The following is a 13,987-nucleotide window of genomic DNA, read 5'->3' as shown; positions in this document are numbered from 1 at the left end:
CGCGCGATGACTTGGTCGCGCGGTGCGATTCGCATGCGAGGGCGTCGTAAAAAGCGCCCTCGCCGCATATGACGCGCGGCTGACGGCGTGCCGGCGGCATCGACATATTGGCGTTGAAACGTGCGCAACCCTACGCTGCGAGGCGTCAAAGCCTCTGGCATTTAAGTTGCGTTTAAGTCGTCGATCAAGACGAGCGGGTATACTGGCCCGTCACCTACGTTGCTGCTCATTCGATTCCGACCGCACCCCCTATGCGAAAGAACCTGAAAAATTTCGGCCTGATCGCCGCAGGCGTTGCTGCCGGCGCACTCGCAACATTGCAGATTTCCGCATCCGCACAGCAATCCGCCTCCTCGCCGCTGCCGCTCGAACAATTGCGGCTGTTCGCCGAAGTTTTCGGGCAAATCAAGCACGAGTACGTCGAACCTGTCGACGATAAGAAGCTCCTCACCGCCGCCATCAAGGGCATGGTGTCGAGCCTCGACCCGCACTCGTCGTATCTCGACAAGACCGATTACGAAGAACTGCAGGAGCAGACCAAGGGCCGCTTCGCGGGCCTCGGCATCGAGATTTCTTCGGAAGACGGGCTCATCAAGGTGATCTCGCCGATCGAGGACACGCCCGCGTTCCGCGCCGGCATTCGTCCGGGCGACCTCATCACCCGCATTAACGACAAGCCGGTGCGCGGCATGACGCTGGATAAAGCCGTGAAGCAGATGCGCGGCGAACCGGGCACGAAGGTCACGCTCACGATCTTCCGCAAGAGCGACGACCGCACCTTCCCGCTCACCGTGACGCGCGCCGTGATCCGCGTGCAGTCGGTGAAGATGAAAGTGCCGGAACCGGGCTATGGCTATATCCGCATCACGAGCTTCCAGGAGCGCACGGTGCCGGATCTCGCCGCGAAGCTGCAGGATCTGGCGCGTCAGCAGCCGAATCTGAAGGGGCTCGTGCTCGACCTGCGCAACAACGGCGGCGGCCTGTTGCAAAGCGCGGTCGGCGTCGCGGGCGCATTCCTGCCGGACAACGCCGTGGTCGTGTCGACCAATGGACAAATCGCGGACGCGAAGCAGACCTTCCGCGACACCTACGACAACTACCGCCTGCCCTCCTTCGATTCCGATCCGCTCAAGAGCGTGCCGGAGATCTTCAAGAAGGTGCCGATGGTCGTGCTGACCAACGCCTACTCGGCGTCGGCTTCGGAAATCGTCGCGGGCGCGCTGCAGGATCATCACCGCGCGCTCATCGTGGGCAAGACGACGTTCGGCAAGGGCTCCGTCCAGACGGTTCGCCCGATGACCGCCGACTCCGCGCTGCGCCTGACGACTGCCTACTACTACACGCCGAGCGGCAAGTCGATTCAGAACCAGGGCGTGCGCCCGGACGTTCCGGTCGATCAGTACGCGGACGGCGATCCGGATGACGCGCTCGTCACGCGCGAAGTGGACTACTCGAACCACCTCGCCAACACGCAGGATCCGAACGAGAAGAAGGAGCAGGAACAGCGCGAGGCCGATCGCCTGGAGCAACTGCGCATTCTCGAAGAGCAAAACGACAAGAAGACGCCCGAGCAGCGCCGCAAGGATCGCGAGCGCAAGCCGGTCGAGTTCGGCAGTTCGGACGACTTCATGCTCCAGCAAGGGCTGAACAAGCTCGAAGGCAAGCAGGTCGTGGAGTCGAAGTCGTACAGCGAACGCAAGCTCGCGCAGAACAAGCCGCCGCGTTCGGCATCGGCGCCGGTCGTGGCGCCTCCGGCGCTGCCGGCCACGCCGGGCTCCGCGCCGGCGTCGGGCGCGCAGCCGGCCTCGTCGCCGACCGCGCAGCAATCGAAGTAAGTTTCCCGTAGTCCGGCAAAAGGCTTCGCAGCATGACGTTGCGAAGCCTTTTCTCTTTTGCGCGCTTAGAATGCTTCGTTCGAGCAAGCCGATTCTTTCCGCGATGAACGACGATCAACTCCTTCGCTACTCCCGCCATATCCTCGTCGATGAAATCGGCATCGAGGCGCAGGAGCGCTTTCTCGACGCGCACGCGATCATCATAGGCGCAGGCGGCCTCGGCGCGCCCGCGGCGATGTATCTCGCGGCGGCGGGTGTCGGAAAGATCACGCTGGTCGATGCCGATACCGTCGATCTCACGAATCTGCAGCGGCAGATCGTGCACATGACGCGATCGGTCGGCACGCTGAAAGTGGAATCGGCTCGCGAGACATTGAACGCATTGAATCCCGGTGTCGAAGTCATCGCGGTGAGCACGCGCGCGGACGCCGCATGGCTCGATGCCAACGTGCCCGGCAGCTCGGTCGTGCTCGATTGCAGCGACAACTTCGCAACGCGCCACGCGATCAACGCGGCTTGCGTTGCGCATCGCGTGCCGCTCGTGTCGGGCGCGGCGTTGCGTTTCGACGGGCAGATCAGCACCTTCGATTTCCGCTCGCCGGACTCGCCCTGCTACGCGTGCGTGTTTCCGCCGGATCAGCCGTTCGAGGAAGTCGCGTGCTCGACGATGGGCGTGTTCGCGCCGACGGTCGGCATCATCGGTGCGATGCAGGCGGCCGAGGCGCTGCGCGCGATCGGCGGCTTCGGCGAGACGCTTGCGGGCCGGCTGATGATGCTCGACTCGCTGCGCATGGAATGGAACACGATGAAGATCGCGCGACAGCCGGATTGCCCGGTCTGCGCAAACGCGGCGATTCGTGAAGCGGCGCGCTAATTGGGTCACGTCCTAGGCGGCGTTCGGGTCAATCCACTTAAGCTGTCCGATCCTTCAATCGACCGCCCGGCAGCGGGTGCGCCGTCAAAGACCGGATCGTCACTTGAGCATCGTCACTTCATCGGCAAGCACGCAGCGCGGCCTTACACAAAGCGCGTTCGTCCGGCCATCGCTTCCGAAATTCGTCGGACCGGAAGGCATTCTCTATGATTTCAATTACGGGTGCCGCGTGCGGGTGCCGGTCGACGGCTGGCGAGTCCGCATGGTCGACCTGGACACGTTCAGCCTGGTTTTCGACGAGGCCGTCGAAGCCGATTCGATCGTCACGAGCAGGCGTAAATATTTCGTGCGCTTCGAACTGCAGGTGTTCGACGGCGAGCGCCTCGTTTTTCGTCACGCGTACGACGCGCGCGGCCGTCACGTCCTGATTCGTCCGTCCGGCACGGCGCTCGGCGACACGCTCGCGTGGATGCCTGCCGTGGAAGCCTTCCGGCTGCAGGAGCAGTGCGAAGTTCACGTCGCGCTGCCCGCGCATCTGCAAGCGCTATTCGTGAAGGGCTACCCGGAGATGCGCTTCGTGTCGCCCGAATCCGCCGATTCGCTCGATGAACCGTTCTACGCCACGTACCTTCTCGGCTTCTTCTCGCCGTACACCGATCGCGATCACCAGCCAACCGATCCGCGGATGAGCAGCCTGCAGGATGCGGCCGCGTATCTGCTTGGCGTGCCATGCAAAGAGCGACGGCCGAACATCGTGGTTGCGGATTCGGCGCGGCCTCTCGCTCAGCGCTACGTGTGCATCGCGACGCAATCGACGGCGCAGTGCAAGTACTGGAACAACCCGCGTGGCTGGCCGGCACTGATCGCCATCTGAAATCGCGGGGATACCGTGTCCTTTGCATCGATCGGCATCGCGAATACGGCGCCGATGGCGCCCTCAACACGATGCCGGAAGGCTGCGAGGACTTCACCGGCGATCGTCCGCTCGAAGAGCGGGCGGCCCTGCTCAGGCACGCGGATTTTTTTGTGGGACTCAGCAGCGGACTGTCCTGGCTCGCGTGGGCGGCGGGCACGCCCGTGGTGATGATCAGCGGCTTCACCCATCCGCATACCGAGTTCCGCACGCCGTATCGCGTGATCAATTTCCACGCATGCAACAGTTGCTTCAACGACACGACTTGCGACTTCGATGACAGAGACTTTCAGTGGTGTCCGCGCCGCCGCGACAAACCCGGGCGCTTTCAATGCAGTTCGGCGATCTCACCCGAGCAGGTCATCGCTCAGGTGGAACGACTGATCGCCGATCACGGTCTGGCCTAGACCTTCTGGAGCTGCGCGAGCGCGGCCTGCAGCTCCGCAGGCTCGTAAGCCGCGAGCACGTCCGCGACCGGTTTGTCGAACGCCTTCAGATTCGAGCGCAAGATTTCCTGCTTCACGACGAGCAACTGGCTCGGGTGCATCGAGAATTCGGTGAGTCCAAGCCCGAGCAGCAGACGCGTGACGGAGGGGTCTCCCGCCATTTCCCCGCACACCGACACCGGCACGCCCGCGCGCTTCGCCTCGCGCAGCGTGAATGCGATCAGGTTCAGCACCGCCGGATGCAGCGGGTCGTAGAGATGCGCGACGGAGTTGTCCGCGCGATCGATCGCGAGCGTGTACTGGATCAGATCGTTCGTGCCGATCGACAGAAAATCGAGCCGGCTCAAGAACAGCCTCACCGCGATGGCCGCAGCGGGAATCTCGATCATCGCGCCGACCTGAATCTGCCGGTCATACGCGATGCCTTCCTCGTCCAGCTGACGCTTCGCCTCGCGGATCAGATCGAGCGTCTGGTCGATCTCCTGTGCGTGCGCGAGCATCGGAATCAGGATCTTCGTCGGGCCGAACGCCGACGCGCGCAGGATCGCCCGTAACTGCGTAATGAACATCTGCGGCTCGGACAGGCTCCAGCGGATCGCGCGCAGGCCGAGCGCGGGATTGGGCGCGGTCTCGTAGCCGTCGCCGCCGCTCATCGAATCGAGCGGCTTGTCGGCGCCGACGTCGATCGTGCGGATCGTCACCGGCTTGCCGTTCATCAGTTCGACCGCGCGCTTGTACGCCTCGAACTGCTCCTCTTCCTCCGGCAACTGATCCTTGTGATTCATGAAGAGGAATTCCGTGCGGAACAGGCCCACGCCCATCGCGCCCGCCTCGACCGCGACTTGGGCGTCGTCCGGCAGTTCGATGTTCGCGCACAGCTCGATCTTGGTGCCACAGAGCGTTTGCGTCGGCGAGAACTTGAGGCGTTGCAGCTTGCGCTGCTCCAGCACCTTCTCGCTTTGCCGGTACGAATACTCTTCGAGGACGATCGGCGCCGGATCGACGATGACGATGCCGTGATCTCCATCGACGATGATGAGATCGTTCTGGCGAATCAGCACGCTCGCCTGCTGCACGCCGACGGACGCCGGAATGCCGAGACTGCGCGCGACGATCGCCGTGTGCGACGTGCGGCCGCCGAGATCGGTCACGAAGCCCTTGAACGCCTGCGTCTTGAACTGAAGCATGTCCGCCGGCGCGATATCGTGCGCGACGACGATCATCTCGTTGTGACCGTTGCTCGCGGCCGTATGCACGACGAGCGACGCGGCCGTCGGCGCGCCGGCGAGCGCCTTCAAGAGACGCTCGACCACCTGCTCGACGTCGGCCTTGCGTTCGCGCAGGTATTCATCCTCGATTTCGTCGAAATAGCCGCCGAGAATTTCCAGTTGCTCGGTAAGCGCCCACTCGACGTTGTAGCGGCGGGTGCGGATGAGATCGATGGTTTCCTGCACGAGCATGGCGTCGTTCAGGATCATCGTATGAACGTTGATGAACGCGCTCATTTCGCTGGGCGCGTCGGCGGAAAGATCGTCGCGCAGTGCTTCGAGCTCGGCGAGCACGCCCGCCTGCGCCGCGTGAAAACGAGCGATTTCGGCGTCGATCTGATCGGGTTCGATCAGATAATGATCTACGTCGAGCGCTGCCGGCGCGATCAGGTACGCGCGCCCAATGGCGATGCCGCGCGAGACGGGAATTCCATGCAGCGTGAAGGACACGCGCACCTCCTCTAATTTTGATTGTCGCGGTCTGCCGGGAGCCCCCTCGGCGGGCGCAAACCGCGCGTCCATTATAAGTTCGATTGACGCGGTAAGTCCCTGAACACACTGCGGCGTCAGGGCCGGAACGGTTGCGCGAAGTTACGCGAGCGCGTGACGCAGATACGAAAAAGCCGCGTCGATGCGCGGCTCTTCATTGAATCTCCAGGGCGGCGAAGCGCTTACTGCCCTTCCCCGAATTTGTCGGCGATCAGCGCGAGCATTGCCTGCATCGCTTCGGCTTCGTCGGCGCCTTCGGTTTCGATAGTCACCGTGCTGCCGATGCCCGCCGCCAGCATCATCACGCCCATGATGCTCTTCGCGTTGATCCGGCGGCCGTTGCGGCTCATCCAGATTTCGCATTGAAAGTTGCCCGCCAGTTGCGTGAGCTTCGCCGAAGCGCGTGCGTGGAGCCCCAGCTTGTTCACGATTGTTGTTTCTTGTTGCAGCATGATGCTCCGAACGCTAGATAGATGAATTGAGCGGCGTCAGTGGCTGGCGGCCTTCGTGCTGACGAGATCCGCGCTCGCCGAGCACGCCGGATCGGGCGAGCCGGCAGCTTTCGTCGCGAGGGCGCAGGGGTTGAGCGGCGTGGACGAATCCAGTTCCTGAATGCCCTTCGAGCCGCCCTGCAGGATTTTTTCGGTCAGCGTGTCGAGCGGCGTCGCGCGGTAGCACACGGCGCGCACCAGCATCGGCAGGTTGCAGCCGGCGAGCACGCGCACGTCGGTATCGTGGAGGCTCGCCGCGATATTCGCAGGCGTCGCGCCGAACACGTCGGTGAGCACGATTGCGCCGTTTTCTTCCTTCAGACGATCGATCTCGGCGCGTGCGAACGCGCGAACTTCGACCGGATCGCAGTCCGGCATCACATCGATGACGCCGATGCGCGCCGGCAGACCGCCGTAGATATGAGCCACGCACTCGCGTAGCGCGGTGGCGAAAGGTGCATGCGCGATGATCAGGATGCCAGCCATGTCAGGATATTGCCCCAGCGACGATTTATCGGCAAAAGTCAGACGATAACGTACAAAGTTCGCTCGAAAGCGCGCGAGCGGCGCGGAACACAACTCCTACGTGGGCGCGGATCAGGCGGAAATCAACCGCTTCCACTCGATGATCTCCAGCCTGCGCCTCGATGCTTAACCGAGCTTTAAGACGCGATTGCGCCCCAAAACCGCAGCCAGCGGGAAGTCAATTGTAACAGTGCCGCCGAGTTGAGTTTGACGCGCTGTCCGCGCGCGCTCCGTGCGCCGGCGGACTCAGTCGGCCGCGCGCTCGAGCGCGTCGATGAACATGCCGGCGACGTCGAAGCCGGTCTGATCCATGATCTCGCGGAAGCACGTCGGGCTCGTCACGTTGACTTCGGTCAGGTAGTCGCCGATCGCGTCCAGCCCGGCGAGCAGCAAGCCGCGCGCTTGCAGCACCGGCCCGAGCGTTTCGGCGATTTCACGATCGCGCGCCGACAGCGGCTGCGCGCGGCCAAGACCGCCCGCCGCGAGATTGCCGCGCACTTCGCTGCCCTGCGGAATGCGCGCGAGCGAGTACGGCACGGGCTGCCCGCCGATCACGAGGATGCGCTTGTCGCCGTCCTTGATTTCGGGGATGAACCGTTGCGCCATGACCGTGCGCGCGCCGTCCTCCGACAGCATCTCGACGATGGAACCGAGATTCATGCCGTCCGCCTTCACGCGGAACACGCCCATGCCGCCCATGCCGTCGAGCGGCTTGAGGATCACGTCGCCATGTTCGGCGTGGAAGGCACGCAAACGCGCTGCGTCGCGCGTGACGAGCGTGGGTGTGACGAACTGCGGCCATTCCGCGATGGCGAGCTTCTCCGAATGATCGCGAATCGCCTGCGGTTTGTTGAAGACGCGCGCGCCGTTGCGCTCGGCGATCTCCAGCAGCCATGTGGCGTTGACGTACTCGAGATCGAAGGGCGGGTCCTTGCGCATCAGCACGGCATCGAAATGCGTGAGCGGCAGATGCTCCGCCTGCTCGGCCGCATACCAGGGCCAGCGGTCGCTGTTCGCCTCGTCGCCGACGATCGCAATGCGTCGCACACTCGCCTCGACCCGGCTTCCCGTCCACGCGAGATGCTGCGGCTCGCACGCAAAGAGCACGTGGCCGCGGCGCGCGGCTTCGGCCATCATCGCGTAGGTCGTGTCCTTGTAGATCTTGAAGCGATCGAGCGGGTCGGCGATAAAGAGGATGTTCATGACAATTCGCTAGTTCGGTGCGCGGCCTGCGAGCTTACCGCAAGCCGCCGTATCACACCTGAATGGCTTCCGGATCGGTCTTCTCGAGCTCGAGCGATGCCGCCAGTAACGCGAGCCGCGCGACGACGCCATACATGTAGAAGCGGTTCGGCGGCGCGGCGCCGGGTTTGGCGTGCGTGTCGGGAAGCGCGGTGTGCTCGAAACCGAGCGGCACGAAATGCATGCCCGGCGCGTTGAGGTTCTGGTCGCGCTCACGCGACTCGTGCACGCGATAGAAACCGCCGACGACATACCGGTCGATCATGTACACCACCGGCTCGGCAACCGCATTCTCCACGCGCTCGAAGGTATGCACGCCTTCCTGCACGATCACGTCGTGGACTTGCAGTCCTTCCTTCGCGTCGTTCATCTTCGTGCGCTCGCGCTTGGTCAATGCGGCGACCTCGCTCGCGTCGTGAACGGTCATCACGCCTTTTCCGTAGGTGCCGGCATCCGCCTTGATCACGACATACGGCCGCTCGCTGATCCCGTATTCGCGATACTTCTTCGCAATCTTCTTGAGCACGCCGTCGATGGCCTCGGCGAGCGCTTGCTCGCCGGTGCGCGCTTCGTAATCGACGCCTTCCACGTGCGCGAAATACGGATTCACCATCCACGGATCGATCTCGACGAGCTTCGAAAACTTCTTCGCGACGTCGTCATAGCAGGAGAAATGCGTCGACTTGCGGCGCACGGCCCAGCCGGCGTGCAAGGGCGGCAGCAGATACTGCTCATGCAGATTCTCCAGCACGGGCGGGATGCCCGCGGAGAGATCGTTGTTGAGCAGGATCGAACAGGGATCGAAGTTCTTCAGGCCCAGACGCCGCGGCGTGCGTTCGAGCGGCTCCAGCACGATCTTCTGGCCATCCGCGAGCGCGATGGTCACCGGACCGTGAATGTTCTCGTCAAGCGTCCCGAAGCGGATATTGAGTCCGGCCTGCCGCATGATCAGCGCGAGGCGCGCGACGTTCTCGAGATAGAACGCGTTGCGCGTGTGGCGCTCGGGAATCACGAGCAGATTCTTCGCGTCCGGGCAGATTTTCTCGATGGACGCCATCGCCGCCTGCACCGCAAGCGGCAGCACTTCCTGCGGCAGATTGTTGAAACGGCCGGGAAATAAATTGGTGTCGACGGGCGCGAGCTTGAACCCCGCGTTGCGCAGATCGACCGAACAGTAAAACGGCGGCGTGTGCTCTTGCCATTCGAGCCGGAACCAGCGCTCGATAGCGGGCATGGCCTCGAGGATCTTCCGCTCGAGGTCGAGCAGCGGGCCACTTAACGCCGTAACTAGGTGCGGAACCATTGATCACTCGCGAACTGGGGACGAAAGATTGTAGAGCAATTGCTTTGCCTAACTGGGTATGAACCACCAGTCGACAAGGTCTCCCGGCCATTGACACCCGAGTACGAACGCCCGGTTCGCCCTTTCACACGATCCGTTGCGCGCGAGTGGTTCGACGAAAGCCCGACGAAAACCGTTCAGCGAAAAAAAGCCCGCCGTGAAGGCGGGCGAAGTCGCTGCGCTCGTTCCTTACGTGGCAACCGACGCCCTCCCCGGACGTCCGGTTGCGACGAATCCTTATTCGACGTGCTCGCCGTGCAGCGTGACGTCGAGACCTTCGCGTTCCTGTTCTTCCGTGACACGCAGGCCCATCGTCATGTCGATGACCTTGAGCAGGATGAAGCTGACGACCCCGCTGTAGACCAGCGTGACGAGCACGCCCTTTGCCTGCACGAGCACGCTGCCGTCGAAGCCGCCGATGTCCTTCACGGCGAACACGCCCGTCAGCAACGCCCCGATGATCCCGCCCACGCCGTGCACGCCGAACGCGTCGAGCGAGTCGTCGTAGTTGAACTTGTGCTTGAGCCACGTCGCCGACCAGAAGCAGACCACGCCCGCGACGATGCCGATCACGATCGCGCCCGTCACGCCGACGAAGCCCGACGCCGGCGTCACCGCGACCAGACCCGCGACGGCGCCCGAAATGATGCCGAGCACCGACGGCTTGCCCTTCGTGATCCACTCCGCGAACATCCAGCCGAATGCGGCGAACGCCGTGGCGATCTGCGTCGTGAGCATCGCGAAGCCGGCACGGCCGTCAGCCGCCACCGCCGAACCCGCGTTGAAGCCGAACCAGCCCACCCACAGCATCGACGCGCCGATCAGCGAGAGCACGAGATTGTGCGGAGCCATCACTTCGCGGCCGTAGCCGACGCGCTTGCCGAGCACCAGACAGCACATCAGGCCCGCGATACCGGCGTTGATGTGAACCACCGTGCCGCCCGCGAAGTCGAGCACGCCAGCCGACGCGAGCCAGCCGGTCGGTTCCCAGACCATGTGCGCGACCGGCGAGTAGACGATCAGCGACCACAGCGTCATGAACACGAGCATCGCGGAGAACTTCATGCGGTCGGCGAATGCGCCGGTGATGAGCGCCGGAGTGATGATCGCGAACGTCAGCTGGAACGCGAAGTAGACCGACTCCGGTATGGTCGTGGCGAGGTGGCTCACGGTGAGCGTGGTCGCCTTGTCGCCCTTGATGTAGGCCATGCCGTGCAGGAACACGCGCGAGAAGCCGCCGATGAACGAGCCGCCCGGTGTGAACGCGATGCTGTAGCCGACGACGGTCCAGAGAATCGTCACGAGACAGCAGATCGCGAAGCTCTGCATCGCCGTGGCGAGCACGTTCTTCTTGCGCACCATGCCCGCATAGAAGAGCGCGAGACCCGGAATCGTCATGAAGAGCACGAGGGCGACCGAGGTCAGCATCCAGGCGGTGTCGCCCGAGCTGATCTTGGACGAATCGATCATGACCGGTTCCGTCGGCGCGGCGGGCGCTGCATCCGACGCGCCCGACGCTGCTGCCGCCGCCGATGCGGCTTCCGCCGACGACGCCATCGCCGTGTTGGCGGAGGCCGGTGCACTTGCGGCGGTATCGGACGACGCGGGTGCCGAGGCAGCGGCCGGAGCGGACGCATCCTGGGCGAGAGCGGTGCCGACATTCGCGCCGACCAGCGCGCCCGCCACCAGCAGTGACATCAAAAAGTTACGCATTCTTCTGGTTCCTCTTATCGCCAATTTCTTGTTAGAGCGCGTCGGCGCCGGTCTCGCCGGTGCGGATGCGAATGACCTGTTCAATCGCGGTGACGAAAATCTTTCCGTCGCCGATCTTTCCCGTGCGCGCGGCGCGCTCGACGGCCTCGATCGCCTGATCGACGATGTCGTCCGATACGGCCGCCTCGATCTTCACTTTCGGCAGAAAGTCGACGACGTACTCCGCGCCCCGATAAAGCTCGGTGTGCCCTTTCTGTCGGCCGAAGCCTTTCACCTCGGTCACCGTGATGCCCGAGACGCCGATGGCCGACAACGCTTCGCGCGCTTCGTCCAGCTTGAACGGCTTGATGATTGCGGTAATGAGCTTCATGAGTCCCTCGCTGTGGTGTGCTGATCCTTCGATGCCTTCTAAAGCGGGATGCGCTGGGTGTTACCGCGACGTCTGCCCTGCCGGGGCCGCTCAAAGAAGCGTGCAGAAAAGGTCCGCGCCAGTTATGCAACTCGTATGCCATGCGAGCACTCATGCGGGTTTCGGCGGTTTACGGAAACCTTCGTTCGAAGGGTCGGCCGAACGGCCAACGCGCGCCGCGCATGCTGGCGCCGGGGTAGGTTCGTTGCTAGAGTGGTCTGGAGGTCCCGCAAAAAGGGGCATGGGCGGACAACGCGAGCGCGCGGCAGCGCTAAAATCGCGGCGCCTCGACGGTGCCCCGGGCATGCCGGCGCAGTGAGTCGCGCGCACCAATTTCGAACATTCGAAAAAACGGGGCACTGACCTAACAATGAATGCACTTTTTTTGTGCAAGAAGGGAGAAACGATGAAGCAGCCCAACGACGTTTTCAACGATTTGCAGCAGAAGATGAGCGATCTCTTCAAGAATTCGCCCGCGAAAGACGTCGAAAAAAATATGAAGGCGATGCTCTCGCAGGGGTTCTCGAAGCTGGATCTCGTGACGCGCGAGGAATTCGACACGCAGACGCAGGTGCTGGTGCGCACACGCGCACGTCTGGAGGAACTCGAGAAGCGCGTCGCGCAACTGGAGCAGCGTCTCGCGGGCGCAGGCTCCAGCACCACGCAGGACTGAGCGCCGGTCCTGCATACCTCGGCTAGCGAGCCGTGAGTTTCTAGTTTTTTTGCCGGCGCGGTCGAAGCGCCGTTTCAGGTGAAATCATGTCGCTTGCCGTGGTACGCAGCCGCGCGCCCGCTCCTGGGCGCGCGCCCGAAGTCGTCGTCGAAGTCCATCTCGCCAACGGGTTGCCGTCGTTTTCCATAGAGGGGTGTTAATTGCACCGCTCGGTCCAAACCCCGTCGCCATCCACAAGGTTGCGCACGCGCGAATTTTAGGTCAGCATCGCAGCTTCACCTTCGTGTATGAAGATAAGTGGCAACTTCCCAAACGCCAGCGCTTTCCGATGCGCAAATTGCGGCAATCATCGACCAGCCCAAGCTCGTCGCTGAAAACGTCCGCTGGGACCATCAACCGAACAACTCCAACTTCCGATGGTGGCGGGCCCCAGTGTTTTCCGAGGAAGGCGTAGCACTCGCGGGGATGTCGTGTGAAATGGGGTTCCGCCTGGGCGTTGCCCCAGAAGACTGCCGGTACTCTTTTACGCTTTACGTGCGCCGCCTGACCAATAAAAGCCGCATTTACCAAATTGAAGTCTGCCGTCCAGACCGCATAAGCCATCGCGAACCGGGTAAGCTGCTAATGGGGCCCCATCAACACTTGGGCGACCGAGCCGAGGAAATCGAACCGGCGCCTAACCTATGTTGCGCTGACCACGAGCAATGGTTTCACCTCTTCCTGCGAAACGCTAACATTGGCTTCGGAGCGGAATATCGCTCACCAACAGAGGGTTCTTTGTTTTAGCTATGAATTGCGCCAACCTTCTCGGAGCACTGGGGTTCTCCTGCCACCGGTTCCCTACTGGGACGCTGGCGGTCAGCACGCCTTTTTGTTTTGCAGACGGCGACGTCATCCACTTCTATCTCGACGACTTCGACTCCACCGTCAAGATTAGCGATAACTCGGACACCCTTTTCCATTTGTCGACTGTCGGGCTCGATATTTCGGACCGAAAGAAATGGCGTTTCCTCCGACAACTGGCCGAAGCGCATGGCTTGCAGCTTGAAGATACGGGTGAACTCACTGGGCGGTCGCAGTCGACCGAATTGCCAGACTTAGTCAGGCGCTACGTAGGAACGCTGCTCAAAGTGGTCGACTACGAGCGCGAGCAACGAGGTATATCCGACGAAACGGAGCAGTACCTCGCCGAGGTCGAGTTTTATTTGCGAGCGTGGCACGTTGACCGCAACGTTGTGCCACACCCTCAAATCGTCGGGATGTCGGGCCGTCTGCATATATTCGATTTCGAATATGGGGACCAGCTTGTTGATGCCGTCCGGCCAAACTCCAATAGCACCGGCTCCATACTTCGTAAAGCAATGGACCTCGCGGACGATGAAAACGCGAGTCGCATCCTAGTCGTCATGGACGACCGAGATGACACCGAGCGTGCGCAAGCGGAGACCGCGATTCTGTCGCGCATGGTATCCGTTCTGGGCATGCAGCAGTTGCGGCGTGTAGCCGGCATCCCTTCGAGCGAGCACTAACGGCGCGCTCATCCACGGCACCAGTCAGTCCGGTCATACTGAGGACCTCACGGTGAGTCGTACTGGCTCCTTGGGTGGCTGCCTAAGTCAAAGGTGGGCAACTCAACTAATTGCACCAACCGAAGTCATCTCATGTTTTGACCAGACTGACCAGCTCGACCGGGTAATTGCTCAAGTTAGACGGCCACGCGTTCTTGCGCCGCCCGCTGCAACGGCAGCTCATTCTCCAAGATTCTTC

At 62.6% G+C, this 13,987-nt stretch carries 12 protein-coding genes and 2 pseudogenes; 7 read left to right on the top strand and 7 right to left on the bottom strand.

Annotated features, from left to right (window positions below; translation table 11 throughout):
- The first annotated feature begins 251 nt into the window (after positions 1 to 251).
- From NCR38_RS01130 to NCR38_RS34430, 3 genes and pseudogenes are all read left to right on the top strand, one after another.
- Positions 252 to 1,835 carry a S41 family peptidase gene (locus NCR38_RS01130; protein WP_061116854.1) on the top strand — a complete coding sequence of 528 codons (1,584 nt, stop codon included), beginning with the start codon at positions 252 to 254 and terminating at the stop codon, positions 1,833 to 1,835.
- 103 nt (positions 1,836 to 1,938) lie between these two features.
- On the top strand, positions 1,939 to 2,709 hold the full coding sequence (locus tag NCR38_RS01125) for a molybdopterin-synthase adenylyltransferase MoeB (RefSeq protein ID WP_061116947.1): 771 nt from the start codon (positions 1,939 to 1,941) through the stop codon (positions 2,707 to 2,709).
- A gap of 76 nt (positions 2,710 to 2,785) precedes the next feature.
- Positions 2,786 to 4,029, top strand: a pseudogene (locus NCR38_RS34430) (autotransporter strand-loop-strand O-heptosyltransferase).
- On the opposite strand, the gene ptsP reads toward NCR38_RS34430, so the two are convergent.
- From ptsP to NCR38_RS01080, 7 genes are all read right to left on the bottom strand, one after another.
- Positions 4,026 to 5,786, bottom strand: coding sequence for a phosphoenolpyruvate--protein phosphotransferase (gene ptsP, locus NCR38_RS01110; RefSeq protein ID WP_250476223.1), 1,761 nt, complete (start codon positions 5,784 to 5,786; stop codon positions 4,026 to 4,028). The pseudogene NCR38_RS34430 and the gene ptsP overlap by 4 nt on opposite strands.
- 221 nt (positions 5,787 to 6,007) lie before the next feature.
- Positions 6,008 to 6,277, bottom strand: coding sequence for an HPr family phosphocarrier protein (locus NCR38_RS01105; RefSeq protein WP_061116851.1), 270 nt, complete (start codon positions 6,275 to 6,277; stop codon positions 6,008 to 6,010).
- A gap of 36 nt (positions 6,278 to 6,313) precedes the next feature.
- The gene (locus tag NCR38_RS01100; RefSeq protein WP_061116850.1) at positions 6,314 to 6,802 is read right to left on the bottom strand and encodes a PTS sugar transporter subunit IIA; all 489 of its coding nucleotides are present in this window, start codon (positions 6,800 to 6,802) and stop codon (positions 6,314 to 6,316) included.
- 285 nt (positions 6,803 to 7,087) lie between these two features.
- Positions 7,088 to 8,044: a glutathione synthase gene (gshB, locus tag NCR38_RS01095; protein WP_061116849.1), complete on the bottom strand. Its 957-nt coding sequence runs from the start codon at positions 8,042 to 8,044 to the stop codon at positions 7,088 to 7,090.
- A 52-nt stretch (positions 8,045 to 8,096) separates the two neighbouring features.
- On the bottom strand, positions 8,097 to 9,386 hold the full coding sequence (gshA, locus tag NCR38_RS01090; protein ID WP_250476222.1) for a glutamate--cysteine ligase: 1,290 nt from the start codon (positions 9,384 to 9,386) through the stop codon (positions 8,097 to 8,099).
- Between the two features lie 276 nt (positions 9,387 to 9,662).
- A complete protein-coding gene (locus tag NCR38_RS01085) occupies positions 9,663 to 11,138 on the bottom strand; it encodes an ammonium transporter (RefSeq protein ID WP_061116847.1) in 1,476 nt (491 codons plus the stop codon).
- Between the two features lie 31 nt (positions 11,139 to 11,169).
- On the bottom strand, positions 11,170 to 11,508 hold the full coding sequence (locus tag NCR38_RS01080; protein WP_014190273.1) for a P-II family nitrogen regulator: 339 nt from the start codon (positions 11,506 to 11,508) through the stop codon (positions 11,170 to 11,172).
- Between the two features lie 445 nt (positions 11,509 to 11,953).
- Here NCR38_RS01080 and NCR38_RS01075 point away from each other — a divergent pair, with 445 nt between their 5' ends.
- From NCR38_RS01075 to NCR38_RS01060, 4 genes and pseudogenes are all read left to right on the top strand, one after another.
- Positions 11,954 to 12,220, top strand: coding sequence for an accessory factor UbiK family protein (locus tag NCR38_RS01075; protein ID WP_061116946.1), 267 nt, complete (start codon positions 11,954 to 11,956; stop codon positions 12,218 to 12,220).
- An 86-nt stretch (positions 12,221 to 12,306) separates the two neighbouring features.
- A pseudogene (locus NCR38_RS01070) lies at positions 12,307 to 12,414 on the top strand (ATP-binding protein); the annotation flags it as partial.
- 103 nt (positions 12,415 to 12,517) lie between these two features.
- Entirely contained in the window at positions 12,518 to 13,006 is a 489-nt protein-coding gene (locus tag NCR38_RS01065; RefSeq protein WP_250476221.1) for a hypothetical protein, read from the top strand.
- Positions 13,007 to 13,008: 2 nt separating this feature from the next.
- Positions 13,009 to 13,749, top strand: a complete 741-nt coding sequence (locus tag NCR38_RS01060) for a DUF1828 domain-containing protein (protein ID WP_250476220.1) — start codon at positions 13,009 to 13,011, stop codon at positions 13,747 to 13,749.
- The last annotated feature ends 238 nt before the right edge of the window (positions 13,750 to 13,987 follow it).

The sequence above is a fragment of the Caballeronia sp. INML1 genome (assembly GCF_023631085.1).
Classification (GTDB): Bacteria; Pseudomonadota; Gammaproteobacteria; order Burkholderiales; family Burkholderiaceae; genus Caballeronia; species Caballeronia turbans.
Note: the sequence above shows the minus strand (reverse complement) of the source record. Positions and strands in the feature narration are given on the sequence as shown.